Origin of the sequence: Desulfallas thermosapovorans DSM 6562 (assembly GCF_008124625.1) — a bacterium.
Classification (GTDB): domain Bacteria; phylum Bacillota; class Desulfotomaculia; order Desulfotomaculales; family Desulfallaceae; genus Sporotomaculum; species Sporotomaculum thermosapovorans.
Genome location: NZ_VNHM01000020.1, coordinates 1 through 26,281, shown reverse-complemented (window position 1 = coordinate 26,281; position 26,281 = coordinate 1). Strand labels below are relative to the sequence as shown.

General features: G+C 49.8%; 28 protein-coding genes, 1 pseudogene and 1 riboswitch. Of the genes and pseudogenes, 6 read left to right on the top strand and 23 right to left on the bottom strand.

What is annotated here, in order from left to right; all coding sequences use genetic code 11:
- Window positions 1-64: 64 nt before the first annotated feature.
- Window positions 65-174: riboswitch (TPP riboswitch) on the bottom strand.
- A 67-nt stretch (window positions 175-241) separates the two neighbouring features.
- On the bottom strand, window positions 242-2,926 hold the full coding sequence (locus tag LX24_RS13505) for a DEAD/DEAH box helicase (RefSeq protein WP_166512670.1): 2,685 nt from the start codon (window positions 2,924-2,926) through the stop codon (window positions 242-244).
- Window positions 2,927-3,190: 264 nt separating this feature from the next.
- Between LX24_RS13505 and LX24_RS13500 the strand changes: the two genes are divergently transcribed.
- A complete protein-coding gene (locus tag LX24_RS13500; RefSeq protein WP_207706619.1) occupies window positions 3,191-3,865 on the top strand; it encodes a queuosine precursor transporter in 675 nt (224 codons plus the stop codon).
- A gap of 140 nt (window positions 3,866-4,005) precedes the next feature.
- Window positions 4,006-4,248, top strand: coding sequence for a hypothetical protein (locus LX24_RS13495; protein WP_166512669.1), 243 nt, complete (start codon window positions 4,006-4,008; stop codon window positions 4,246-4,248).
- 106 nt (window positions 4,249-4,354) lie between these two features.
- Here the strand turns inward: LX24_RS13495 and LX24_RS13490 are convergent, their stop codons facing one another.
- Entirely contained in the window at window positions 4,355-5,533 is a 1,179-nt protein-coding gene (locus LX24_RS13490) for a stalk domain-containing protein (protein ID WP_166512668.1), read from the bottom strand.
- A gap of 219 nt (window positions 5,534-5,752) precedes the next feature.
- On the opposite strand from LX24_RS13490, the pseudogene LX24_RS13485 reads away from it, so the two are divergent.
- A pseudogene (locus tag LX24_RS13485) lies at window positions 5,753-6,135 on the top strand (PH domain-containing protein).
- A gap of 9 nt (window positions 6,136-6,144) precedes the next feature.
- Here the strand turns inward: LX24_RS13485 and sugE are convergent.
- The gene (gene sugE, locus LX24_RS13480; RefSeq protein ID WP_166512667.1) at window positions 6,145-6,468 is read right to left on the bottom strand and encodes a quaternary ammonium compound efflux SMR transporter SugE; all 324 of its coding nucleotides are present in this window, start codon (window positions 6,466-6,468) and stop codon (window positions 6,145-6,147) included.
- A gap of 192 nt (window positions 6,469-6,660) precedes the next feature.
- Here sugE and LX24_RS13475 point away from each other — a divergent pair, with 192 nt between their 5' ends.
- Window positions 6,661-6,930, top strand: coding sequence for an FmdB family zinc ribbon protein (locus LX24_RS13475; RefSeq protein WP_166512666.1), 270 nt, complete (start codon window positions 6,661-6,663; stop codon window positions 6,928-6,930).
- Between the two features lie 232 nt (window positions 6,931-7,162).
- Here LX24_RS13475 and LX24_RS13470 read toward each other — a convergent pair whose 3' ends face one another.
- From LX24_RS13470 to LX24_RS13460, 3 genes are read right to left on the bottom strand one after another with little or no spacing between them, the layout of a single operon-like run.
- Window positions 7,163-7,636, bottom strand: coding sequence for an RNA polymerase sigma factor (locus tag LX24_RS13470; RefSeq protein WP_243131753.1), 474 nt, complete (start codon window positions 7,634-7,636; stop codon window positions 7,163-7,165).
- Window positions 7,637-7,664: 28 nt separating this feature from the next.
- Window positions 7,665-9,143 carry a zf-HC2 domain-containing protein gene (locus LX24_RS13465; RefSeq protein ID WP_166512665.1) on the bottom strand — a complete coding sequence of 493 codons (1,479 nt, stop codon included), beginning with the start codon at window positions 9,141-9,143 and terminating at the stop codon, window positions 7,665-7,667.
- Window positions 9,130-9,651, bottom strand: a complete 522-nt coding sequence (locus tag LX24_RS13460) for an RNA polymerase sigma factor (protein ID WP_166512664.1) — start codon at window positions 9,649-9,651, stop codon at window positions 9,130-9,132. The genes LX24_RS13465 and LX24_RS13460 overlap by 14 nt, the downstream gene beginning before the upstream one ends.
- 75 nt (window positions 9,652-9,726) lie before the next feature.
- Here LX24_RS13460 and LX24_RS13455 point away from each other — a divergent pair, with 75 nt between their 5' ends.
- Window positions 9,727-9,915: an FG-GAP repeat domain-containing protein gene (locus LX24_RS13455; RefSeq protein ID WP_166512663.1), complete on the top strand. Its 189-nt coding sequence runs from the start codon at window positions 9,727-9,729 to the stop codon at window positions 9,913-9,915.
- A gap of 210 nt (window positions 9,916-10,125) precedes the next feature.
- On the opposite strand, the gene LX24_RS13450 is transcribed toward LX24_RS13455, so the two are convergent.
- The 10 genes from LX24_RS13450 to LX24_RS13405 form a co-directional block, all read right to left on the bottom strand.
- Window positions 10,126-11,316: an HAD-IA family hydrolase gene (locus LX24_RS13450; protein WP_166512662.1), complete on the bottom strand. Its 1,191-nt coding sequence runs from the start codon at window positions 11,314-11,316 to the stop codon at window positions 10,126-10,128.
- Window positions 11,317-11,350: 34 nt separating this feature from the next.
- Window positions 11,351-12,049 carry a deoxyribose-phosphate aldolase gene (gene deoC, locus LX24_RS13445; RefSeq protein WP_166512661.1) on the bottom strand — a complete coding sequence of 233 codons (699 nt, stop codon included), beginning with the start codon at window positions 12,047-12,049 and terminating at the stop codon, window positions 11,351-11,353.
- An 87-nt stretch (window positions 12,050-12,136) separates the two neighbouring features.
- On the bottom strand, window positions 12,137-12,619 hold the full coding sequence (locus LX24_RS13440) for a DsrE/DsrF/DrsH-like family protein (protein WP_166512660.1): 483 nt from the start codon (window positions 12,617-12,619) through the stop codon (window positions 12,137-12,139).
- A 22-nt stretch (window positions 12,620-12,641) separates the two neighbouring features.
- Window positions 12,642-13,598: a (Fe-S)-binding protein gene (locus LX24_RS13435; protein ID WP_166512659.1), complete on the bottom strand. Its 957-nt coding sequence runs from the start codon at window positions 13,596-13,598 to the stop codon at window positions 12,642-12,644.
- A gap of 13 nt (window positions 13,599-13,611) precedes the next feature.
- Window positions 13,612-13,914 (bottom strand): 4Fe-4S dicluster domain-containing protein, encoded by a 303-nt coding sequence (locus tag LX24_RS13430; RefSeq protein ID WP_166512658.1) that lies wholly within the window; start codon window positions 13,912-13,914, stop codon window positions 13,612-13,614.
- Window positions 13,915-14,157: a MarR family transcriptional regulator gene (locus LX24_RS13425; protein ID WP_166512657.1), complete on the bottom strand. Its 243-nt coding sequence runs from the start codon at window positions 14,155-14,157 to the stop codon at window positions 13,915-13,917.
- Between the two features lies 1 nt (window position 14,158).
- Window positions 14,159-15,898 carry a CoB--CoM heterodisulfide reductase iron-sulfur subunit A family protein gene (locus tag LX24_RS13420; protein ID WP_166512656.1) on the bottom strand — a complete coding sequence of 580 codons (1,740 nt, stop codon included), beginning with the start codon at window positions 15,896-15,898 and terminating at the stop codon, window positions 14,159-14,161.
- Entirely contained in the window at window positions 15,895-18,702 is a 2,808-nt protein-coding gene (locus LX24_RS15210; protein ID WP_166512655.1) for an FAD-dependent oxidoreductase, read from the bottom strand. Before LX24_RS15210 ends, LX24_RS13420 begins: the two co-directional genes overlap by 4 nt.
- Before the next feature lie 4 nt (window positions 18,703-18,706).
- On the bottom strand, window positions 18,707-19,135 hold the full coding sequence (locus LX24_RS13410) for a hydrogenase iron-sulfur subunit (RefSeq protein ID WP_166512654.1): 429 nt from the start codon (window positions 19,133-19,135) through the stop codon (window positions 18,707-18,709).
- A gap of 2 nt (window positions 19,136-19,137) precedes the next feature.
- Window positions 19,138-19,392 (bottom strand): sulfurtransferase TusA family protein, encoded by a 255-nt coding sequence (locus LX24_RS13405; RefSeq protein WP_166512653.1) that lies wholly within the window; start codon window positions 19,390-19,392, stop codon window positions 19,138-19,140.
- A gap of 346 nt (window positions 19,393-19,738) precedes the next feature.
- Between LX24_RS13405 and LX24_RS13400 the strand changes: the two genes are divergently transcribed.
- Entirely contained in the window at window positions 19,739-20,158 is a 420-nt protein-coding gene (locus LX24_RS13400) for a metal-sensitive transcriptional regulator (RefSeq protein WP_166512652.1), read from the top strand.
- 96 nt (window positions 20,159-20,254) lie between these two features.
- Here the strand turns inward: LX24_RS13400 and LX24_RS13395 are convergent, their stop codons facing one another.
- From LX24_RS13395 to LX24_RS13365, 7 genes are all read right to left on the bottom strand, one after another.
- Window positions 20,255-20,572, bottom strand: a complete 318-nt coding sequence (locus tag LX24_RS13395) for a cupin domain-containing protein (protein WP_166512651.1) — start codon at window positions 20,570-20,572, stop codon at window positions 20,255-20,257.
- Between the two features lie 116 nt (window positions 20,573-20,688).
- Complete coding sequence (locus LX24_RS13390; protein ID WP_166512650.1) at window positions 20,689-21,258, bottom strand: HPP family protein; 570 nt, start codon at window positions 21,256-21,258, stop codon at window positions 20,689-20,691.
- Between the two features lie 217 nt (window positions 21,259-21,475).
- Complete coding sequence (locus LX24_RS13385; protein ID WP_166512649.1) at window positions 21,476-22,045, bottom strand: HPP family protein; 570 nt, start codon at window positions 22,043-22,045, stop codon at window positions 21,476-21,478.
- A gap of 407 nt (window positions 22,046-22,452) precedes the next feature.
- Window positions 22,453-23,013, bottom strand: a complete 561-nt coding sequence (locus LX24_RS13380; protein ID WP_166512648.1) for a Uma2 family endonuclease — start codon at window positions 23,011-23,013, stop codon at window positions 22,453-22,455.
- A gap of 126 nt (window positions 23,014-23,139) precedes the next feature.
- Complete coding sequence (locus tag LX24_RS13375; RefSeq protein ID WP_166512647.1) at window positions 23,140-25,614, bottom strand: heavy metal translocating P-type ATPase; 2,475 nt, start codon at window positions 25,612-25,614, stop codon at window positions 23,140-23,142.
- Between the two features lie 48 nt (window positions 25,615-25,662).
- On the bottom strand, window positions 25,663-25,863 hold the full coding sequence (locus tag LX24_RS13370) for a CopZ family metallochaperone (protein WP_166512646.1): 201 nt from the start codon (window positions 25,861-25,863) through the stop codon (window positions 25,663-25,665).
- Window positions 25,864-25,879: 16 nt separating this feature from the next.
- The gene (locus tag LX24_RS13365; protein ID WP_423244344.1) at window positions 25,880-26,125 is read right to left on the bottom strand and encodes a metal-sensitive transcriptional regulator; all 246 of its coding nucleotides are present in this window, start codon (window positions 26,123-26,125) and stop codon (window positions 25,880-25,882) included.
- Window positions 26,126-26,281: the final 156 nt, after the last annotated feature.

The following is a 26,281-nucleotide window of genomic DNA, read 5'->3' as shown; positions in this document are numbered from 1 at the left end:
GAATCAAGCAAGTTACTATCTTGAGACCGGCCCCAAGCAAAAAACGCACCTCGTAAGTTAGGTGCGCTTATCTACCATACCTTTCCTACGCGGGCATTACCCCGATCAGGTTCGCGGGTCAGGTGCTCAAAAGCCCTTTCTCAGCCCATAACATGAGCTCCCCGTTTCTTTATAAGATTGTTAGGTGAATTATATCTTCTATATTTCCTTTAGTCAAACTTGTTTGATACATTTTACCTATTCATGTTCCAGCCACCGGCCTTTGCATACCCGTGCCAAGTTTATCCTTCACACCGGGGAACAACGTTAACCGCTCCGGTGGACCGATTAAATACCCCTTCTCCTTGAGACCCTGCAAAGACAGCCGGTACATATCAGACCACCCGCAGCAACGGGAAAGAGCCTGTTTTAATATACGCTCGGGCACCGGTTTGCCGGTTTGGGAATGTACCAAATAATACACAGCCAAAATATTAACCTCATGCTTAATTAACCGCGGATAGTACTGTTTTATTATATCAGCCGCAGCATGCCGGTATTTGCCGGCATAAGCAAAGGTTTTTTCGTATTCTTTAAGCTCCATCTCCAGTGCCCGGGCTTCCATTTTAATACCGGCGCGACTGGTGGCTCTTTTAAATAGTTTTTCCTTGATAAAACTTAAACCGCTCTTTTTCCGGGGCACTTCCCTGCCCAGCAATATGGCCAGCAATTCAGTCACACCGTCTTTATCCAGCTTTTCATTGGCTTGTAGACACTGGGGAATGATAATACAGGAAGGACAGCCTTGAAAACAACTGCAACCTGTTACCAGTTCATAACAACGCTCCAGCACTCTTTTGATATTATCAAATACAGATTCCGCCAATCCAACGCCGCCCGAGTAGTTGTCATAGATAAATATCTGGGCCTGGTCACCATGCATCTGGAGGCTGGCCCCCAGGTCGTTGCGCTCGCACATTACCTCCAGGGGGATGGTGATGTGCAGCAGGTGCTTTAAAGCATGGGCGGCACCATATCTGATTTCCTGCTTTAGTCCCCGCAAATCAATATCCAGCCAGATACCAGCGGTGGAAAAATCAATGGGTTTCATAATTTGCCTGATTTCTCCGGACTTGGATCCTTCTTTTTGTTTATCCCTTACATTAACCAGTCTATAACCAGCAAGGCTTTTATGAATATTGAGCACACCGCTATACGCATCCACATTACCTTCCCGGCGGGTATGCTCGACCTTTTCCACGCCAATTCTGGAATCAATATTGGGCCGGGTAATATAATCCCCGTACTCGGGGGGCAGATCCCGCAACTGAATAGATTTGGTATCATGGTCTATACTGTCCACCAGGTACACCCTGTTGTAAACAGGCAGTATGGCACCAGGGTAAGCCTCCCTGATCACGTCGTCGTAATTATATTCTTCCAGCACCTGTCCCCGTGGACTGATGGTACGATAATTATCACTTTCCCCCCGCAGGTTAAAAAACTCCGGTTGCACCGCCGGGCCGTAGGTTCTGGGCCGGTCCGACAGCAACTTAAGCCTGCCGTGTTTCAATAGCAGCTTCACCGCTTCATAATAAGTATCCCTGTCCCAGTAAGCGGTATCTTCCTTACATAGCGGTAATTCCCTGGCAGCCAGGGGCAGGTGGTCCACCAGAAACTGCATTTTATCACTAACCACCGCTTTTTCAAAGGGCTGTCCGAAAAAGTACCGGGGGTTGCGCACAATATATAAATCCAGCGGGTCCTCGTTGGCCATAAGTACAATTAACGACTTTTGCCCCTTTCGCCCCACCCGGCCCGCCTGCTGCCAGGTGGAAGAAATACTGCCCGCAAACCCCGCCAGTATGCAGGTGTCCAAATCCCCCACATTAATACCCAACTCCAGGGCATTGGTGGAGATAACCCCCTTTAAGCTGCCGTTAAACAGCCTTTTTTCTATGTCCCGGCGCATTTGCGGCACATAAGTACCCTTGTACGGGGTGACAAACCCAGCCACACCGGGGAATTTTTCTTGAATAAACCGGTAGGCGGACTCCACTATCCGCCGGGAGCGACCGAACATAATGGTACGCCTGCCCGATTCCACATAACGCCCCACGGCCCGGGCCGCTTCAAAATGGGTCAGCCGGCGCTTGGTCCGCCCGTCACTGGTTTGATAGGTGGGCGGTTCATAAAATACCACCGTTTTCTCACCGGCAGCCGATGTTTCTTCGGTCACCACCGCAAAATCCAGGCCCACTAGATTGGCGGCAAATTCACCGGGATTGGCAATGGTGGCCGTGCACAGTATAAATACAGGCTTGGCCCCGTAGTAATCGCAAATTCGCCTGAGGCGGCGGAAAACCTGCAGGCAGTGGCAGCCCATCACGCCCTTTAAAGTATGGGCCTCATCAATAACTATGTACTTCAGATTACCCCAAAAGCCAGGCCAGTCAAGGTGTCTGGGCAGCAGACAGGCGTGTATAAAATCCGGAGTGGTTATTAATACACCGGCACCGTTAATAATATCCCGCCGCTGGTTAAAGGGAGTATCCCCGTCGCACGCGGCCATAACCGGCTTTCCCCGGGGCCAGTCCATAGCTGCAGCAATATCCTGCATTGTTTTAATTTGATTCTGCCCCAACGCTTTGGTGGGAGTAATATACAACGCTTTGAACTGTGGCTGGTTAATTAATGCACTGAATATTGGAATAGTATAAACCAGCGACTTACCGCTTGATGTACCGGTGGTAATAATCACGTTGCGCCCTTCCATAACATGGCCAATGGCCTGTGCCTGGTGTGCATACAGCTGCTTGATACCCTGCCCGGCCAGCGAGAGCACCACCGCGTCGGCAACGCCCGGTGGAAAGGGCGCATACCGTGCCTCCCTGGGTGGTATTACATGCACCGAATTTATCCCCCGCTGGTCCAGCAGCCTGTGCATAACATCCCTTCTCCCTACAATCAGTATTGCATTGATATTTTACCACAAAACACCCGTTTGCACAGCACCTTAACCACATGAAAAAACTTAGCAAGGCGCAATTATCTTTATTGGAATTGCCTTAACCCGCCTGTCTTTACGGATGACCTTATCCATGATAAAATGCAAACGGTCACCACTGGAGTTTTCAGCGGTTTTTGTAAACAAGGTATATGGATTTCCGGTCGCGGACACCCGGATTAACAAAACAAGGAGGCGTTTTTTTTGCGTTTATTCCCCGTAATTATGGCGCTGTTTGTTACTGTCTTACTGGTATCGAATACTGTGGCGGTTAAGGTAACTCATCTCGGGCCTTTTTATTTTGACGGGGCCACAATTCTTTTCCCGATAGCTTATATATTTGGTGATATACTGACTGAAGTATATGGCTATAAGCGAAGCAGGATTGTTGTCTGGACCGGCTTTACCGCCTGTGTAATGATGTCATTTGTCTACTGGCTGGTGGGCATACTACCCGCTGCCGGTGATTGGCACCAGCAAGAAGCCTACCTGTCCATTTTAGGGCAAACACCAAGGATAGTAATGGCCAGTTTGATTGCCTACCTCTGTGGTGAATTTGTTAATGCTTTTATTATGGCCAAAATGAAAATCGCCACCCGGGGACGGTTTCTTTGGACCAGAACCATTAGCTCCACGGTAGTGGGCCAGGGTGTGGATACGGTTTTATTTGTTATCATAGCATTTTCAGGCATTATACCGGGCAGCCTGTTAATGCACATGATATTATCAAATTACGTATTTAAGACGGCATTTGAAATATTAGCTACCCCATTTACCTATGCAGCGGTCGGCTTTGTTAAAAAAGTTGATGCTGTTGACTACTACGATAACGATACTGATTTCAATCCCTTCAGGGTGTCCTTTAAAGATATGGCATAGATTAATTGAAAAATAACTCCCGGTGTACAAGTTCACGGGTTAAATTAAACTAACAACAAAAAGCCTCCACATGTATTTTGGTAACACTTTCCATAATATTGGAATATTATACTACCAAAACTTGGCAAGGAGGTTTCTTTATGAGCACCGCTGTGGCTAAAGGCAATGTTAATCAAACTAATGAATGTCCTCAATTACCGGGGACCATCCTGCGCGTTTTTATCCCTGCCGGCGCAGTAATCAACCTTTTTAACCTGATTGAGTTAACTTCTCCCTCCGGTATTTGTCTGATCATCAGGGTCCCTGTACTGGGTGGAAGCAATTTTGACAGTATAGCTGAAGCTATCAGAAATGCCGGAGGCACGGTCGAGGTCGTAAAATAGCAATCCGACGAGGGCCGCAAGAACATTGTTAAGCCCAGACAATCCATAAGCTTTGGCATGATCCACAAAACAGCCCCAACGATTTTTTCGTTGGGGCTGAACAATTTTATTGAAGTAAAGCTCCAAAATCTTCCCGCCAGTACCGGGAAAGAGAATCCAGTGGTAGCTGAAACTCGGGCATACCGGCGGCATACGGAGCGATTTCATACTGGCCAAAACAAATAACGATATGATCATCCTTGAGGTAAAAGGGATGATTCTCCAGAATAGACTGGAATCCCATATCCCCTTCGAAGTACATGCCCTGGCCGCTATTCAGTTGATCCGCAATTTGTTTATCAATCTGCCCGTTTAAAATGCTTACATAATCCACATCATCTTTAAACAAGTCCTGCAGTGACAGTTGCCTGCCGTTTTTGGTGTCCAGGTTATAATAGTCTCTCCAGGCTATGCCATGGGCACCACCGGAGTACTGGTATGTCTCCACAACCAGGGATAGAATACTGCCGCTGGTGTAAACCTCATGAGTAATGTACAACTCAAAGGGGTGAGCGGGGAAATCAAATTTTTCGGCATTGGCAGCATATTCTTTATAGTTAGTTTCCAGCTCGCCCCTGGCTTGCAGGGCTTTATCCATTATTTCTTTGTTTATTTGCTCCTGCAGCGCTTTATTTGACATACCTGAAATCACGGGAATCTCCATGCTCAACTTCAGCTGGTCGGTGGTGGACTTGATTTCCCGGGTATCCACACTTACCCCGCCGGTGGGAGATTCTTTGGTACCGGAAGCATATACCAGAACACTCCGGGCATCAATATCCCATTCCACCGCAAAACCGCATGCTTCGGCTATCCAACGGGCGGGCAGGTAAATCCGTCCATCCCGCAGAACCGGCGTTACATCCATGGACACTGCTTTCTTGTTTAAAACTTCACCTGCTTGGCCATTTAAATAGTTGATCACCAGCTGGCGGCTTCCGGCTTGCAATGTAATATCCATATTTTTATCGCCCCGCAACGCAATGCTTACGGTGCCCTTGGAAGTATCCCATCCGGTAAGGTTATCCTCGGCACCCAGCGCACCGGCCAGGAATCTCACCGGCACATAAGCTCTGCCACCGGCAACGAATGGAACAGCATCCATGGTTAATTCTGAGCCATTAGCTATGTACTTGTTATCACCCGGATAGAAAACAACTTTTTCAACCGGGGAGGCAAGCACACTGCCGGACAGGGTTACGAATAATATCATGGCGCCAATAATTGATACCACCAGTTTTTTCAAAAAATAAGACCTCCCTTAATAAAATAAAACATAATCAGATAATTAAGTTATACCTATTCTCTCATCACCCTCCTTTAATTGCTGCAGCCTTGCCACAAAAGTCTCCGGTGGCACTCACATGGCGGAATTGGAATGAATATTTTGATCTGTAAAACGAAGGAATAATTAACGTGGCCAAGGAATTTAATAATCATAAACCAGTGTAAAGGAGATATTTGTATGGGTTTATTAAGTGGTTTAATGGGTAATGCCTCGGAAAAGTTAATATCACCGAAGTTCAAAAGGAATTTGCCAATGTACTGGCCCCCTCCGAGCGAATTGAAAAGGCCTACAAGCTTATCCGCGATATGTTCATCTTTACCGATAAACGCCTTATACTGGTTGATAAGCAAGGCGTTACCGGAAAAAAGATAGAATATCATTCAATCCCCTATAAAAGCATTACCCATTTCAGCATCGAAACAGCAGGGCACTTCGACCTGGAAGCAGAGCTCAAGATATGGATTTCCGGTGATTCAACACCGGTAACCAAACAATTTAATAGAAGCTTAAACATTTATGAATTGCAAAGTATTTTGGCCCACTATGCACTGCTATCCTAGCCATTACTATTAATGAGCCGGCGAAGTGAATTTTAGGCCGATAATACCCACTAAAATTAAGGTTACAAAAAAAAGGCGGGCAGCATCCCTGGACTCGTTTAATAACAGCATGCCTACAATTACCGCACCCACCGCACCAATTCCCGTCCATACTGCATATGCCGTACCTATGGGGAGCACCCTGGTGGCCAGAGATAAGAAGTAAACGCTAATTGCCATAGCTATTATAGTCACCAAGGACGGGTACAGGCGGGTAAAACCAAGGGAATACTTAAGGCTAATTGCCCATACCACCTCAAAGATACCGGCAACAAACAAGTAAAGCCAGGCCATGTAGAAACCTCCAACTAAAATTATGTCATGATATCAAAGAAACTACCCTGACTTAATTAATATAACATATTTATAATACCAGGGCTGGAGGATATAATGGTGGTTAATGGTAAAGATAAAAGCAGGATTTCATAAAATAACGTCGAAAAACATATCTCCGTAATAAAACTACAAAGGAAAGGGGAAATAAACATGCCTATTTACGAGTACAAATGCAAATGCGGTAAAGTATTTGAAGCACTTACTCTCCCGGCCAGAGAAAACGAGCAGATTAAGTGTCCGGAGTGCGGGGGAATAGAATTGACCAAGCTCATATCCAAGCCTTTCCTGCCCAACTCGGTGGGTGCACCGGCAAACTTGAGCGGTCCTTCTCCCACATGCTGCGGCAATAATCCGGAAAGCAGCGGATGCACACCGGGAAGTTGCTGCGCGGACGCAACTGGAAAGGGAATGGAACATTAAAAATTTATATTCAGCAGCTATATAAACCGTTAGGTTGAACCGTTAAATACCAGGCTAATCCCTTCCATGGGCGGTAAACCGGCCGCCCGGCTCCGCCGGGTGCTTTAAGCTTGATATGAACGCAGGCACTCAGTCATCACCGGTAACCCAACTCCCAACCATTGTTACTCCTTTCCAAACCTTTCAATAGTGCATCATAACCGCCCGGTTTTAATTAGAGGAGGAAAACTATTTACAACTTACTTCGTGCAAAATATTTATCAGGCAGCTCGCTTTGCCCCCGGGGCGGGGCTAATTGTTTTCGCAGTTCCCACCGCCCCGTACTTAATAACCAGGTTACCGCTATTTTTTCTATACCAGTCATCTCTGCTATCTCCACATAATTCAACCCCGACACTTCTCGCAAAACCAATACCAACCTTACTGCAGGCGGCAGTGCCAGAAGAGCCGCTTGTATTTTGTTCGTACTATTGTCTTTGGTTGGCGGGCTACTTTCAGGTAAACTGGGGGTCCAACCCGTTGAGGCTTTATTTATGTATGTTAAACACAGTTTTTTCAGCGCTGTTTTTATACTTATATTATCGCTTACTGTGTTAAAAACGCCTGTTAACAGTTCCTGGGTTTTCCTGTGGCTGCCTGTTAATCTATAACCTGTGTTGTAAAGTAAATTTACCATTTGCTCGGAAGAATTATCCTGCTTGGACATTTCTCCCACCTTCCCATCTAAAATTCGGTTAACGTGCGGCATCAATTTCAAAATCCACCTTGGGCATTCTCTCCCCTACACTTCTCAACTGTAGAGTAACCCGGTTGCTCTCGGGCATGGGGAAAGATATCTTTAATTGATTTTGTTCCAGCCATTCCATACGGATATGCCTGTGCCAAAACTCCAGATCTTGATCTTTAATACGAAATTCAGGGCGGTAATAATGAGGCGGTTTATCCCCGGTCCCCTGAAAACCAAAGTAAAAAACCAACTGCTTATCCTCTATAGCCGCCTTCTCCAAGCTGTAAGTAAGGTTCTCATAGCTAAAGACTCCGTTTAATGCCTGCTCCCCCTGGCGGGGACAGTTTATTTCTACTTTCTGTTCTTTGCCCGGGAAACGGTACAGGTACAGCGGCGGCGAGGTCAACTTTAATTCCCTGGCTGACGGGTCCACGGGTTCAAAGTGAAACGTACCAGTAATACCACCCGTTACCGTATCGGTTTGGGTGCGGGTTTCATTGAGTTTGATTCTTTTACCGTTGGTTTCGTCGATTAGATCCGCCCAGTGTCCGGGTAAGAAGGCACCGTATTCTTTAATCACCGGTGCCGGCGGGGTACTGCTCCCCCGGCTTTCCACCCTGGTGGGTCCGTTGGGTCCCATAACTGTATACATGGGGTGTTCCTGCCCGATGCCCACACCGGCTATGGATGGGTCCTGGGGCCAGCGCACCCGGAAAAAGATAATGCTTTCGGAAAGACCCAGCACTGCCCGGTCCAGAGCCAGTTGCACCGGTTCTATGTTTTTTTTCAAATTGGGGTAAAACTCCCTGGTGTTTTGGGCCACCAGGGTGGGGTCGACCGGTATTTCAAACCGCGTCTCCCCCGGTATTTCACCGGTACTAAAAGACAGGGTTAATTCCTGGGCATCAAGATTAACCGGTTCCAGATCGTATACAAAATATTTACCCTGTATACCTCTGCCGCCCCGCGGGTCGTAATGTACACCTTTATCATCGGCCATGTTGACATGGATACTGCTATTTTCCTCCAGCTGCGGGGCGATACTGTAAAAAACTGTGGTCCGCGCGGAATCAAGCAAAATTTTATCCACTGTAACTGTATAGGGACCCAACTTTTTGGACTGGTTTACCTCGGTAAAGAGATCCATCTGCTCAGCCTGTTGGAATGACGGGTCCCGCAAGGCCATGTTGCGCCCCGCCTGGTATGAGGCCCAGGCAATGGTGGAAGCGGTTATGATGATACAGGCCATAAAAACCGTCGCCACCCGGCGCAACCGTCCCCAGGCTTGATCCATGCCAGACACTGAAGAGGTTTTAACTTCGCCATGAGTGACCAAAACAGGTTGCCGGCACTGGTTGAGCAAGTGCCGGCAGGAGGCGCATTCCGCCAGGTGGTGTTCCACCATTTCCAAAGAGGCCCTGCTTGCCACACCGTCTGCGTACAGTGGTAAAAGGTCTCTAATTATCTCGCATTCATACTTGGTCATGCTCATCACCTTCTAGTTGTTTATACAGCTGGTGAAATTTTTGCCTGGCCCGGAAAAGGGTTACCCGCGCCGTTGCCGGGGATTTGCCCAGTATGTCCCCTATTTCCTCAAAGGAAAATCCCTCCTGCTCCCTTAGAATAATCACCGTTCGGTAGTCCAAAGGCAGCTGCTCAAGGGCCAGCCGTACAAGTCGCCAGTTTTCCGCGTCTTCCAAATACCGGACCGGGTCGCCTGCCCTGTTTACGTCAGGAATATCACGGCTTAGTGGCAAATAACGATCCCCGGGACGGCTCCGCAGGTACCCGGTGTAGACATAATAGGCCACGCGGAAAAGCCAGGTAGACAGGGCAGATTCACCACGAAAGTTTTTTAGGGATACCAATGCCCGGCAAAAGGTTTCCTGGGTTAATTCATCCGCCAGGTGATAATCTCCGCCCATACGGTATAAGTATCGAAAAATCGATACTCTATAACGCTGATAAAGTTTTTCTATAGTTGACATGGCCATATCAAAAAACGCTCCTGATTATTGGTGTCCAAACCCAGGAAAATGTTACAGTAGTTATATCATCTTTGGGTGGGCGTGGTCTATACCAGTGTGTGCTTCCAGCCGGCGGTGAATTACCCGGTGGGGTTTGCTCCCCGTAACATTACCGCAGCGGACTTTGACAATGACGGCGGGTTGGATCTGGCAACAATCAAAAGCCAGCATGAATTTCTATTTGCTCCTTACTGTCGGCCATGGCCATGGCAGCAGTCACAGCAAGCATAATTACGGCAATTAGCGGCGCAATTAAAACCCTCCGTATGATAAGTTCCTCCTATTAATTTAAATTAATTCTAAAGACCCTCGCAATGGTGATGCTTGTATTGGAACCGGTTTATTTTTTGTAACGTTACGAGCGAGATAAAATAACAAAACAATGGCGCTTGCTTGATTAAAGCAGCCATTGTTTATCTGCTTTTTTTAATTAAACCCTGATCAGCACTCCACCACCGTGCCCCGTGTAATGGCCTTCAGTTTTTCGAAGTTAATGGGCAGCGCGGAGTGGGCGGTACCTGCCGCAGGGTAAATCACGTCGAACCGCTGCATGGATGAATCCAGGTAAACCGGCACTTCTGTGGCCAGGGCAAAGGGGCACACCCCGCCTATTCGGTAACCCGTGATTTTCTCCACTTCCTCCGGTGTGGCCATACTGGGCTTGGCGCCCAGCAGTTCTTTAACTTTTTTCGTGCTAACCCGTACATCCCCCGCCACCACAAAAAGCCCGTAACCGTCACCGGCCCGGAATAATAATGTTTTGGCAATCATACCGGGTTCCACCCCCAGAGCCCGGGCCGCTTCCTCCACAGTGCCGGTGGCTTTGTTTAACACCAGCGGCGCAAGACCGGCATCAAATTCTTTTAAATACCGGCGCACCCTGGCCAGGGCCTGGCCGTCCAGGCTGACCTGCTCCCAATCGGCACCGGCCAGCCATCCGGCCAGTTCATCCAGGGTGCCGTACCAGTCGGCCACTTTCCGGTAATCTTCCTGGCCGGGGTTAACCATGTAATCGGTAACCAGATAGGTGCGCATACCGGCCGCCGCCGCAGCCGCAATGTCCTTTTCCACATCGTTGCCCACCATCAGGCAATCCTCCGGAGACAGCCCCAGACGCCGGGCAATCTCCTGGTAATATTCAGGGTGTGGTTTGCAGGAATGCATTTCCTCATAAGTGGTCACCAGTTCCCAGGCTAAATCAGCCACCCCGGCCCAAACCATCCGTTCATAAATGGCGGTGCGGGGAAACAACGGGTTGGTGGCCAGGGCTATTTGCAACCCCCGGTCCAGCGCTGCCTGCACCACCTGCCGGCCCAGGGGGGAGGCAACGGCCATCCGGGCCAACCCCTTGAACTCACTGGCGTAAAAATCGTCCATCCGTGGTTCCAAAGCCTCATGGCAGTCGGCTAAACGTGCGCGAAAGTCACTCCAGAATACCTCGGCATTGGTCAATGCCGGATCGCGATTGGTCATCATAACATTGGTGCTGTCTAAAAGAGCCCGGGTGAACCGGCCCGGCTCAACCACCGGTGCCGCGGCCAGGGCTATCTTTTTAAAATACTCCTTCATAAAATCACTGGTATTTACTTTTAGTAGAGTTCCATCCAGGTCAAACAGTGCCGCCTGCAACAATTTTATACACATCCTTTAAGACACTTTTTGAGAATCATTTCGTGAAACAGCAGGCGGATTCCTTCCATTCCTTCATTATATCCACTCCGGCACTGGCCCCGATTCGGCTGGCCCCCGCTTTGAGCATGGCCAGAACCTGCCCGGCTGTCTTTATCCCCCCGGAAGCTTTGACACCCATATCCGGCCCCACGGTGGCCCGTAGCAGTGCCACATCTTCCTCCGTGGCGCCTCCCGTACCAAAGCCGGTGCTGGTTTTGACAAACTGCGCCCCGGCCCGGGCGGCCAGCCGGCAGGCCAGTATTTTTTCCTCCCGGTTCAGATAACAGGTCTCTATAATTACCTTGGTGATGGCATCGGGGTTCTGCCCCCGGGCGGCTTCCACCACTGCCCGGATATCCCCCAATACAATATCTTCACAGCGCTCTTTGAGAGCACCGATATTAATCACCACATCCACTTCCCCGGCACCGTCCCGCACAGCCCGGCCCGCTTCAGCAGCTTTGGCGGCGGTGGAAGTAGCCCCCAGAGGAAAGCCAATCACAGTGCACACCGCCACACCCGAGCCCACCAGTTGTTCACAAGCCAGGGGCACCCAAAAGGGGTTGATGCAAACGGCAGCAAAATTGTATTCCCGGGCCTGGGCACATAATGCAATAATGTCTTCACGGGTTGCCGCAGGTTTAAGCAAAGTGTGGTCAATCATACCGGCCAGTTTATTTTTAGTTATCTCCATTATGCACTGCTCCTTTTCCCATTCAAACCTGATAAGCGGCTGATTATACGTATTACTTATTGTACCACCGCCGCCCGGGCAGTGCCATTAGATAAACAAATTTACGTTAGACTCGTCGGCCTCGGCCAGGTAGGTAGCCACACCGGCAAACTCCAGCCCGTCAATAAGCTCTTCTTCCTTGATGCCCATTACATCCATGGACATGGCACAGGCAATCATTTTAATATCCTGCTCTTTGGCAGTTTGGATCAACTGGGGCAGGGTAGTGACGTTGTGCTGCTTCATAACGATTTTCATCATCGCCGCCCCCATGCCGCCGAAATTCATTTTAGAGATACCCAGTTTATCCGCCCCCCGGGGCATCATTTTACCGAACATCCCCTGTAAAAAGCTTTTCTTCACCTTTATTTTTTCAGGCTTGCGTAATGCGTTAAGCCCCCAGAAGGTAAAGAACATGGTCACATCGTCGCCCATGGCCGCAGCCCCGTTGGCGATAATAAAAGCTGCCATGACTTTATCTAAATCGCCGCTGAAGACAATGATAGTTTTTTTAGTGGTACTCAAAGCCATCCCCCCTTTCGTTTTCGCAGTACTAACAATAGGCACGTACCAGGTAACTTGAGATATCCTCCAATTGCACCGCTCCCCCGGCCGCTTTTTGCAGGTTTACATAGCAAATGGGGCACATGGTTACAGCGTTTAAAGCCACTTTTTTAATTTGCTCCACCCTTTTTTGCGCCTGGTCCCTGGCTTTTTTGGGAAATAACGACTCCGCCGGGCCACCACAGCACATGGTAAATTTGCCCGCATTGGCCGGCTCCTTAACGGTGACTCCCGCCCTGGCCAGCAAAGTACGCTGTTCATTTAAAACATTTTCATAGCGGGCGTATACGCAGGAATCGTGCATGACCACTGCCGTATTCAGATCGCTTCGGGGCCTTATATTACGTTCCACCAGCACTTCCATGTAGCTTTGCACCGTCAAGTCATATCCGTTAATCAAGGTGGGGTAAACCGACCGCAGCATATTGGTGGTATGGGGATCCACGGTGATTATTTTTTTTACCCCGTATTTTTTAAAAGTTGCATATACCCTTTGGGCGTGTTCCTTTAATACATGATCCATACCCAGGTCATATATAAGCGCCCCGGAATATAATTCCTCTTCATATAGGTAGCCAAATTGAACCCCCGCCTGTTGAAGCAACCGGGCAATATTAACCAGTATCTGGTTATAGGCCTGCTGCATGGTTTTAGAAGGCCTGGCCATGATGCTGGAAACATTAATTAACTTGTTAATCCGCCGGCCCAAACCAATAAAGTTAACTAAAAAGGAATCTTCGATATCCTCCTGGGCCTTGTTCATGGCGGCAATGTAGGGGATCATCTGGTACATTAACCCCGTGTAGAGCACGGTTTTGCTTCCCCGGGGCAGTTCCAGGCCCGCGGCCCACCTGGTGGCGCTTTTGGCGGGTATGGGCAGTACGGATTGCCTTAAGGTTAAATTATCCGCTAATATTCCAATGGTATCACCAGTTGGCAACGGCATGGCTTTACTCTCCTTAAAGTTGATAAACTTTTTTATTAATATAATGTCTTAAAAACCGTACATTCTCGGCAATATGCACCGACGCTGGACAGTTTACTTCGCACATTTTACATAACAGGCAAGAGTAAATGGTTTCCACATTGGCCAGCACCTTTTCTTCAATGCCCAGTAAAACATACCGAAACAGTTTTCTGGGCAGTAATTCTATACCCATGTGACATACAGCGCTGCACACCCCGCAGTTCATGCAGGCCGAGGCGTTAAAAGCCTTGGACTCTTTAACCGCACCGGCAAATTCGGGATTAACCCGGGCCATTTAATTTCCCTCCCCCGTTACCGCTTTGTATTTATAAAAGCCGTCTTCTTCCTCTGTTTCCGCCACATGCCCGTATTTGCGCATGCCCATCACCCAGTACATTACCTCACCGGAGGGATAGCCCAGGGTTTTAGCAATTTCCGGCACTGTTTTGGGACCGTCCCTCAGTACTTTCAGTATTTTATCCCGCATGAACATCTCTTCCCGGATAACTTCCCGTAAATCTCTCACTGTACCCTGCATATTAAACAATCTCCTTTAGAAAGGCATCGATCATGGATTTCATTTGTTCGTCCGTATACCCCTTGAGATCTATGGCCCCGGCGGGGCACAGCGGGGCGCAGCCGCCACAACCTTTACAAACCGCTTCGTTTACCCGTGCCACGGCCCGGCCCTGGTACTGCACCTGCTCGATGGCTCCGTAGGGGCAGGCACTGGTACACTCTCCACACCACCGGCAAACCTCCGGATCCACTTGAGCAATCAAGGGTTCCAATTCCACAAAGCCCTTCTTTAATATGGAGGCACTCTGGGTCACCGCCGACAGGGCTGAGGCCACGCTTTCCGAGGAATTCTTGGGTCCCTGGCAGGCACCGCAAATAAACACGCCGTCCACCACTGTTTCCACCGGACGCAGTTTGGGGTGTATTTCATTGAAAAATTTGTCCTGTCCTAGGGGCAGTTTGAGGACATCCACCAGACTGCCGTTGTCGCGGGGTACCATACCCGTTACCAGCACCACCACATCGGCAGCAATATCAATTTGTTCACTATAGGTCAGCAAATCTCTCACTTTAACCATTAGCTTACCATCCGCCATCTTTTCCACTACCGGAGGCTCCTGGTGGTCAAACCGCAGGAACACGGCCCCCTTTTCCCGTGCCTGGTTGTAGAGCAACTCATACTTGCCGTAAGTACGCATATCCCTGAACAGGTGATACTGGTGCAGGCCGGGATTTTTATCGACGGCTTCGATGGAGGCGTGCACGGCGGCGTTACAGCAATAGCGGGAGCAATAACGGTTGGGGTTTTCTCCGGACTGCTGCCGGCTGCCCACGCAGTAAACATATACCACGTCTTTAATTTCCCGCCCGTGGCGGAACAACTTGCCTTCAGTACTGTCCAGCAATTCCTTATACTCCGCCAGGGTAAGCACCCCGTCAATACCATAGCCGTACTCACCCGCCACAGGCTGGTAATTATCGAAGCCCGTAGCCACGATGATCGAACCCACCCGGGCGGTTATAATTTCTTGACCTTGACCGCTGTTGCCACCTACTCGAATTTTTATATTAAAGTTGCCAATGCTGCCTGATTTCTCCACCAATTCGGCACAGGTGAACAGAGTTATGTTTTCCCTTTGTTTTATTTCTTCATTCAACCGGGCAATTAGTTGACGGCCGTTTTTACCATGGGGGTACATGGCACCCCAGGCGGCCACCCTGCCACCAACCACAGGTTCCCGCTCAATCAACAGCACTGCCAGCCCCAAATCCGCAAGGCCCACAGCTGCCCGCATGCCGGCTATACCCGCGCCCACCACCAGCACCCTGGGTACAGTGTCGATTTTAATGGGCTGCAGGGGTTCGGTTAACCTCGTCCGGGCAATGCCGCCCCGCACCAGGCGAATTGCTTTGGCCGTGGCCCCGGCGTAATCATCGGTATGAGTCCATGAACACTGCTCCCGCACATTCACCTGGGTATACTGGTAAGGATTTAAACCCGCTCTTTTGGCCACTTCCCGGAAGGTAAACAAATGCAGCTTGGGGGAACAGGACGCCACCACCAATCCGTCCAGCTGCTGCTCCTCAATATCCTGTACCATCTCCTGCTGGGTGGCATCGGAACAGGTAAACATGGCGGTCTTGGCCACCACTACACCCGGCTCGTCTTGCACAGCCCGGCGCACTTTTTCCACGTCCACGTAATCGGATATATTTCCGCCGCAATGACAAATGTAAACGCCTATTCTACGATCGCTCATTTGCTCATCCTTGTCCTTTCCACGTAAGCTGCGGCTTGGGCCGCCGCCGCACCGGCATGCAGTATGGAATCGGGGATATCCCTGGCACCGGATGCAGTCCCGGCCACAAATACTCCAGGGATACTGGTCTGGCCCGGGTTGATGTCCTCATCAACCTCTTTAACGTAGAAGAATTCGTCGTTTTCAAGCTGTTCCCCCGCAAATAGCTGCAAGGCCTCGGTATTGGGCAGCAATCCCACCGACAGCACCACTAAATCATGCTCCGCCTGGCGCAATTGACCGCCATTGTCGATATCTTCGTAGAAAAGCACCAGATTACCATCGTCTTTTTCTTCGATACGGGCCACCCGGCCTTTGACAAAATTGGCTCCCATGGCGCCGGCCTGCTGGTAAAATTCCTCATATCCCTTGCTGAAGGCCCGTACGTCGATATAGTAAACCGTCACATCCGCCAGGGGCAGCGCCCCCATAATCAGCTGGTTTTGCTTCACCGAGTACATACAGCACACTCTGGAGCACAGCGGGTTATCCACCGTGCAATCCCGGGAACCGGTGCACAGCACATAGGCAATGTTGTCGGGCACTTTACCGTCATGGGGCCTTAGCACGGTGTTATATGGCCGGGTAGGTGCCAGCAGCCTATCCATTTGCATGCCGCTGATCACGTTTTTATACTGCCCGTAGCCGTACTGAGGCTTGAGGGCGGCATCAAATAGTTTAAAGCCGGTGGAAACAATAACTGACTTCGCCTCCACCTCCACATGCTTTTCCTGCATGGTCATATTAATAGCCCCCGCCGGGCACACCGAAATACATTGCTGACACTCGGAGCACACGCCGCAATCCAGGCAGCGGCCTGCGCTGTAGCGCGCTTCCTCTTCGGTGAGGGACTGCTCAACTTCGGCAAAGCAACTGACCCGCACAGGCTGCATAGAAGTCGTATCCCGTCCGGCCACCGGAGCCAGCACACGGTAACTCTGCTGCCGGTCAAGTACCTGCTGTTTATCTACGGCAGGCAAGCGGTAATCATAATCCGCCCCTGACATCTTCCGGCCACTTAAAAAACGGTCGATGAAAAAGGCGGCCCGCCTGCCCTGGCCCACCGCATCCACAATCATGGAAGGCCCGGTGACCACATCCCCGCCTGCAAATATGTAAGGCGTTGATGTTTGCAGCGTTTCCGGGTTAACAATAATGGTACCGTCGGGTTGTAATTTAAGGCTATCCGACCAGCACCGGGTATCCGGTACCAGCCCTACGGCGGTAATCACTAAATCCGCAGGCAGCCGGTGTTCGGAGCCCTTTACCGGCACCGGTTTTTTACGGCCACCGGCACCGGGCCGGCCAAGTTCCATTTGGATGCACTCAATTTCGGACAGGCGGCCATTGGAACCGGTAAACTTTTGCGGGGCACTGAGGTACTGAAACTGAACACCTTCCTTTTCGGCGGCCTCAATTTCCCAATCATGGGCGGGCATTTCAGCCCGGCTGCGCCGGTACTGCACAATAACCCTTTTAGCCCCCAGCCGCACGGCCACCCGGGCCGAATCGATGGCTACGTTACCGCCACCCACCACCACAACGGTTTTCCCGTTAAGGGATACGGCACCGGCCGGGTTATTTTCGGCTGGGTTATTTTCGCCCGGCTTGTTTTCTCCCGCCATGGCGGCAGCGGGATCAGCTCCGCCCAGGTTAACTTGCCGCAGAAAATCCAGCGCAGTCATCACGCCGGGCAAATCTTCCCCCTCCAGCTGCAGCTTTCTACTCCCGGGAGTACCGGTGGCCAGGAATATGGCATCAAAACCCTGGTTTTTCAAGTCAGCAAGGTCCTGCACCCGGACCCCGGTTTCAATCTCCACGCCCAGCGCAGTAACGTTTTGAATATCCCGATCCAGTACATCTTTGGGCAGCCGGTAGGCCGGTATGGCCAACCGCAGCATGCCCCCGGGCCGGGGCGCCGCTTCCAGTATCTTAACCCGGTACCCCTGCCTGGCCAGGTGCATTGCCGCCGTAAGTCCCGCCGGGCCTGAACCCACAATGGCCACTTTCTTACCGTTACTTTCCGGAACGCCGGAAGCTTCGGAGCTGATTTTTTGGCCAACAGGATGTTCTTTATAGTAAGTATCTGCGATAAATCGTTTAATTTTCCTGATGGGCAAAGGCCCTTCGATACCGCTCCGGGTGCACTGCGTTTCACAGGGCGCGTAGCAAGCCCGGCCCAGGCTGCCGACCACCGGAGTGGTTTTCAGAATCAGTTCAAAGGCCTCTCGATACTTGCCGGCCCGGGTCAGGGCCACATAGCCGTGAGCCTTAATACCCGCCGGGCATGTATAGGAACACGGCGAGCTGCCGGCTCGCTCAATAACCGCCTTTTTGGGCACGGCCTGGGGGAAAGCTATGTAAGCCGCCCGCCGGGCCACCAGGTCAAAATTATACTGGTCGGGCACCGCGACGTTGCAGTTCATCTCACACTGGCGGCAGCCCGTACAGAGGGTCTGGTTTACATAGGTAGGCTTTTGGCGCACCCGTATCTTAAAACGGCCTGATTTATCTCGCCTTACTTGCTCAACTTCTGAATATACCAATACATCGATGTTTGGGTGATGGGTAGTAGCCGCCATTTTGGGAGTGGAAATACAGCTGGCACAGTCCAGCGTGGGAAAGACCTTGCTGAGTAAAATCATTTTACCGCCCACACTGGGTTCCTTTTCCACCACCAGCACCTTATAACCCATGTCGCCCAGCTTCAGTGCCGATTCCATGCCTCCAATACCACTACCGATAACCACAATATCATAATTCATAGCTCTATCCCTTCCTGGCTGGTCCCATTTTTTGAATAATCTGATAAAATGCTTTAATTTGATTGGTAAAGGGCTCGGCGCATACCGAACAAATAGCCGACATTTTAATTCTTTCGGGTTCATAACCGTTTTGTTGGAGTAACGCCTGGGCATTCTTAACGATGTTTGAAGCCCTTTCCGAGCAGTCAGGCAGATAAGCACATTCTTCACCGTCAGCAGCAATGAAAATACCGTCAAAACCTTTTTCCACCGCATGCAATATCCAACCGGGTTTGATACCACTGGTGCAGGGCATACTAACCACCATTACGCTGGGAGGGTAATGCATATGAGAGCTACCCGCCAGATCAATGCCCGGATCGGAGATGTTGTTTGTGGAAAAGGCAAGGATTTTCGGTACAAAACCCTTGCCTTCTTTAGTTGTCCCGGCCATATTTACTTCGTCCTTTTAATGTATAGCTTGATATCGCCGGCATCCTCGAACATGCCTAGAAATTCATGCCCTGTTTTTTTGCACCAGGCCGGCAGGTCTTTTTTGGTTCCCGCGTCCGAAGCCAGTACTTCCATAACCTGGCCCACTTGTACTTCCACGATGGACTTTTTAGCCGCCAGAATCGGTCCGGGACAGGAAGTACCTCTGGCATCAACCACTTTGTCGACTTGCATGTTTTTCAGTTCTTCAGGCGTCATTGGCATTGCCTCCTTAATTAATTATCATGAACTGAGATATGTTTTATACCACATCAGGGTATCAAACCGGGGGTTGCTCACAAAAGCCGCAATGCCGGGGCATAGCCTGCTAAATTCATATGGCAACCCACCAATACTCCCATACCCATACCCCCAAGGGTATATTATTAAAATACTATACTTCCCTGAATTCGTCAAGATTAATATTATTAACTCCAAGCTTGAATGTGATGAAAATATTGGGTATAATTAGACATATACCCTACGGGGTATTGGTATAGCTTTGATTTTTGTAAAAAACGCATAGCACCAGTACTTTAATACCTTATAAAACGGAGAGATACTTATGCGAGCCAAACAAAACCATGCACATAAAAAAAACGGCACCGGCCACAACAACCATAATGATCAAGAACATTTCAACCAGGAAATTGCCGCCGGACAATCGGGCATAAATGATATATTGGTAAACGGGCCGGATCCCAACGCACTTTTGGAAAGAGACCCGACCACTATAAAAGAAGTGCTCAGCAGGCTGAAAAAGATCGAGGGGCAGGTGCGGGGTGTGCAAAAGATGGTACAGGATTACCGCAGTTGCGGTGATATCGTCATTCAACTGGCGGCCATCAAGGCCGCCATCAACCGGGTGGGTATTACCATGCTGGGCTGCCACCTGGCCGACCATATTAAAAATGACCTGGACCAAGGCAGGGATATCAAGAAATCGTTAAGTGAGTTTATGGATATTTTTAAAAAATTTTCTTAATGAGTAAGGCAAGAAAAGGCTACGCAACCCTGGTTGCTGGTACAACCAGGGTTGCGTAGCCTTTTTTAGAGGTAGAGGGTGCTTGGATGGCAAAATTCAGGCAGTGGGTAATTTCCAGACCAGCACGTGGAATTCCTGGTCCCCGGCGGCTTTTAACCCATGTGGGATACCCTTGGGGCTATAAACAAGCTCATCTTCTTGCACCTGAGATTCTTCATCGCCAATCATAACCGTCCCCGCGCCCTTTACCACATAAAAGACCACATTTTGGGGGGTGGTGTGCTTTTCTAATACCTCGCCAGGTTTAAAAAGCAAATTCATCAACACCAGCCCGTCTTTATCCAACAGCTTTCTTACGGTTATACCCTTTGGGTTTGTAAATGTGGGCAGTTCACCCATTTTGATTATTTCCATAAAGCAAATCCCCTTCACAATTGATTTTCATCCTATTGGTATGCTTGTTGATATTATGTATTACAAATTAAAGGCAGTATACAGGAACTTGACTATATTTAATATGTTATGCTTGGTTAGTACCAGTAATCAGGGTATTTACGTTCACTGGACAAGTTATTGACCAGCAGGGCTATGAAAACCAAACAAAGGGCACCAACCCCCACCGGGGATATAATGAATCCAAAGTCCTGGCCGGTATAGACGGCCAAAAAGGCGGTAGCCCCTCCGGGTGGGTGTAACGTATATGTTGCCGTCATGGCCACAATAGCCAGGGTTACCCCAAGGGCAATGGCCCACCAGGCATCGCCAAACATTTGATACACCAGCACACCCGTAAAAGCGGATATCAAATGACCGCCGACAACATTTCTGGGCTGGGCCATGGGCACGTGGCAGGCGGCGTATAATAGCACTGCCGAAGCTCCAAATGAGGGCAACAAAAGGGGCAATTTATAAATATCCGATAATATGGCCACCAAACCGATCCCTGCAAAACTACCCAGTGCTGAACAAAGCAAACCGGACCGGGACATTTTAGGCAGGTTCGGGCATTTACCGCCTCTCATTTTACAAAGGTAATTCAGCAGCTTTTCCCCGGCTTTGATTTGAACCGGGTAGCTGTCCTGTTTAATGGTACCCTGCATAAGCTTTACCACCCCTGGAAATGTTATTTTGTTGATAATAACTAAATCCAGGGGTGGTTGCTGTTACGGAACCCACAAGGCCGGTGTGATATGTATCACATTAAGACCAATCAAGGACTAAAAAAGACCCGCCTCTAGTTCGTTGGCCGGTCAGAAAAAATTTTCGTAAAAAATAGTACCCTTTATATAACTCTATAATATATAGATCTATAACATTTTAGTACCAGTATTTTGGGTATTTTCGCTCACTGGATAAATTATTAACCAGCAAAGCTATGCAAACCAAACACACGGCACCAACTCCGACGGGGGATATGATAAATCCAAAGTCCTGGCCGGTATAAACAGCCAGAAAAGCGGTGGCTCCCCCGGGTGGGTGCAGCGTATATGTCACCGTCATAGCCACAATAGCCATGGTAACCCCCAGAGTAATAGCCCACCAGGAACTGCCAAACATTTGATATGCCAGTACCCCTATAAACGCAGATATCAAATGGCCGCCCATAACATTTCTAGGCTGGGCCATGGGCAAATGGCAGGCACCATATAATAGCGCGGCTGAGGCTCCAAATGAGGGCAATAATAGCGGTAATTTATACATATCCGATAATATAGTTAATAAACCAAGCCCGGTAAAACTACCCAAAACCGAACAAAACAAACCGGACCAGGATATTTTAGGCAGGTCTGTACACTTGCCGCCTTTCATTTTGCAAAGATAGTTTGTTAATTTTTCTGAAGCTCTGGCCTGGACCGGCCGCCCATCCTGCTCAATGGTTTCATGCATAATTGTACCCCCGTGAAAGTACCATATTAAGCCGATGCTGGCTAAGGGGATATTTGCCGCTAATTTCCCATGCTTTTTACTTATATTAGTAAAAAATTGAATCGTGTTACCGGTAAGCAAGTAAACCTCTAAAACTGTCAGCCGCAGTTTCAGAGGTTTCGAGAAAAAACCGGGGCACAAGGCCACCCGTTACCATCCCCAGTTATACTAGTGATTTCAACTATCCTATCAACAATATCCTTTTACTAAATAATATATGCTAAATTTATAGTTGTCAACACATAGACAAATTGTTATTATTAAGAGTTAAGTTACAATTCCTCGCCCTATTCCCCTTGTTTATCATAAATTTATTGAATAGTAAATTTCTTCAAGGAGAGACAAAGGGCCAATTTCGCTACCTCCCCTTACCGAACATTAAAACCTTTAAATACTTCACTCAGTCTTATTTCCAGGCCCGGCAAAAGTGCCGTGGTTAAAATATCCTCCCGATCAAATATACCAGCCCATCGCCATTCTTTTTCCTCTGCTACAAGCACTTCCACCAACTCCTGATCCGGGTCTACCATCCAGTATTCTTTTACACCGCTAGCCAAATATAGTTTCCTTTTTTTCCTGCGGTCTATGCTTGCCGAAGAGGGGGACAAAATTTCTATCACCAGGTCCGGGGCACCCTGGATGTTTAACTCGCCCACTAAATCCAACCGGTCTTTGGCAATGAAAAGCAAGTCCGGGGCAACTACATCAGATCCTAAAATAACATCAACTTCTTGTATAACTACGCCTAAAAAATTTTTTTTAAGGAAATCCTCAATTTGGTAAAATATTTTCCCGCTAACCCTTTGGTGTTTCGGCCTTGGCCGTGGTACCATAACCAATTTCCCCCCAATTAACTCGTACCGGTTCCCATCATCCAACTGCATGTAATCCCAAACGGTGTAAACCCTATCCGATAAAATCACTGACATAACAATGCCACCTTTTAAATTCCTTTTCGCTAATTATAAACTTTCTTTGAAATCCAAGTCCAGTAGCTAAGAGAGTCAGAGACATTACCCAACGTTCCACGACGGGCTGTATGCAATGGAAAAAATCTACCGCTGGGGTCTGAATCGCTTGATGCGCAGGGCGTTGGAAACCACCGACACGGAACTGAAAGCCATGGCTGTGCCGGCCACCACGGGGCTTAAAAACCCCAGGGCGGCAACGGGAATGCCGATGATGTTGTAAATTAAGGCCCAGAACAGGTTTTGCTTGATGTTCCGGATGGTGACACGGCTAAGGGCTATGCTGTCCACCACGCTGCGCAGGTCGCCCCGGACCAGCACGATATCAGCGGCCTCAACGGCAATGTCTGTTCCGCTGCCGATGGCAAAACCCACATCGGCCTCGACCAGGGCGGGAGCGTCGTTAATTCCGTCGCCCACCATTCCCACCACCATTCCCCTGGCCCGCAATTCGGAAACTTTTTTGGCCTTATCCTCGGGCAGCACCTGGGCCAGCACGTGATCCTCACTTATTCCCGCCGCCCGGGCGATGGCCCGGGCGGTCAGCAGGTTATCACCGGTGAGCATCCATACCTCTAAGCCCATTTTGCGCATTAAAGCCACTGCCTCCACGGAAGTTTCCTTGATGCTGTCGGCCACTGCCAAAACAGCCGCCGGCAGCCCGTCCAGAGCCATCAGCATGACTGTTTTACCCTCGTTCTCCAGTCTTTGGATTTCGGTTTCGAAAACTTGGGGCAACTCAATACCCTTCTCCTGCAACAGCCTGCGGGTACCCAAAAGGACGCTCGTCCCACCTACTTCAGCGGCGATGCCCCGGCCCGGAATCGCCGTGAAGGAAGTGACCGTTCCCACATCTAACTGCCCGGCGCTTGCTTTTTTAACCACCGCCTGGGCAACGGGGTGCTCGGAACCCTGCTCCGCCGCACCGGCCACCTGCAGCAAATAGTCATCCCTGCCGTCAAACTCCGGGGCCGGGATCAAGTCGGTAAGAACCGGTTCCCCGTGGGTGATGGTGCCTGTTTTATCCAGAACCACGGCATTGACCCGGTGGGCCCGCTCCAGGTGTTCCCCGCCTTTGATCAGGATACCGTATTCCGCTCCTTTGCCTGTCCCCACCATAATGGAAGTGGGGGTGGCCAGACCCAGGGCACAGGGGCAGGCGATAACCAAAACGGCGGTGAGGTTTAAGACCGCCCTGGTCACGTTGCCGGGATCGCCTATAAAATACCAGCCCAGGAAAGTAAGCACCGCAATGCCGGTGACCACGGGCACAAAGTACCCGGAAATAACGTCCGCCATCCGCTGAATGGGCGCCTTGGAGCTCTGGGCTTCTTCCACAAAACGAATAATCTGCGCCAGAGCTGTGTCCCGGCCCACCCGCAGGGCTTCAAAACGAAAGGTGCCCAGCTTGTTCAAAGTGGCGCCGGTGACAAGATCGCCTTCCTTTTTATCCACCGGCAGGCTTTCCCCGGTGAGCATGGATTCATCCACCGTAGAATGCCCTTCCCTGATTACTCCGTCTACCGGCACCTTTTCGCCGGGGCGAACTACCACCAGGTCGCCCACCAGCACCTCTTCCACCGGAACATCAACCTCGATGCCGCCCCGGATCACCCGGGCAGTTTTCGCCTGCAGACCGGCCAGCTTTTTCAAGGCTTCGGAGGTTTTGCCCTTGGCCCTGGCCTCCAACATCTTACCCAGCAGGATCAGGGTCAACAGCACGGCACTGCTCTCAAAATAAACATGCTGCAATCCCAATCGATGCCCCCAAAAGGTCACCACCGTGCTGTAAATATAAGCGACGCTGGTGCCCATGGCCACCAGAACCGACATATTGGCGCTGCGGTTCCTCAAGGCTGTATAAGCATCGCGGTAAAAGTGGTAACCGGCCACCAACTGTACCGGGGTGGCAAAGAAAAACTGGAACAGGGCATTGTGCAAAATATGAGGGAAAAAGCCTTCCAGGGGAGCCAGCATACCCAGCATACCGGCAAATAGCGGGGCTGAGAACACTGCCGCGAAGATAAACAGGAACCGCTGCCTTTTTATTTCCCTATCCCGCTCATCCTTTTCACGGTCGGTATAGTGATCATCGATTTTGCGTGCTTGGTAACCCAGCTTTTCCACAGCATTGACCAGGGCTGCAGCATTTACCTGGCCGGGATAATAGGTAACGGTGGCTTTTTCGGTGGCCAGGTTGACAGTGGCGTCCGCCACCCCCGGAAGGGATTTCAATCCCTTTTCAACCCTGGCGGCGCAGGCCGCGCAACTCATCCCGCCAATGGCCAGGTCCAGCTTTTCCTGCAGCACGTCAAAACCGAACTGTCTTACTTTTTCAATCATTTGTTCCGGTTTGACCAGAGCGGGGTCATAATCAACCGTGGCCTTTTCAGTGGCCAGGTTAACCCGGGCGGCACTCACCCCTTCCATCCCGGACAGCCCCCTCTCCAACCTGGCGGAGCACGCAGCGCAACTCATCCCTTTGACCGTGAACCCAATCCTGGAGAGCTCCCGCCCGTTCCCCACGCATCCCTGGGAACAGGCATTGTTATTTTCAGCCATGCTATGGATACCTCTTTCCGGTTTAACACTAAATTTGCTCGATTATAATCAATTCTTTACCTCATACCCGGCCTTTATCACTGCTTCAACCAGTTGTTCACGGGAGACGTTGCCTGTCACCACCAATTCCTTTTGTTCCAGATTCACCAGGGCTTCTTCCACGCCTGTTATTTCCCGCGCCGCCTTTTCCACCGCCATTTTGCAGTGATTGCAGCTCATGCCTTCCACCTTTAATACTGTTTTATTCATACTTTTCAAACCTCCATTAATTTTTATTGATCAGCCTGGCAATTGTTTTGGTCAATTCGGCAACAACTTCTTCATCACCGGCAATTAATTGATCCTTAATGCAAGTTCTAATGTGTTTTTCCAACAACAGCTTGGCCACCCCGGTCAGCGCGGACTGGGCCGAAGCAATTTGATTCAAGACATCGTCACAATATACTCCCTCTTCGATCATCCTTTTAATACCACGCACCTGGCCTTCAATGCGGTTAAGGCGTCTTGACAAATCGTGCACCGTTTTTTCGTCACGCCAGTGCCTGTGCTTGTTATTACCTGCGCTTTGACAGCCCGGGCATTGTTTAGGTTTTTGCTCCTCCAGTTCGCTTCACCCCCCTAAAATCAATAGTATACCCCCCTACCCTATATGTCAAGAATTATGATT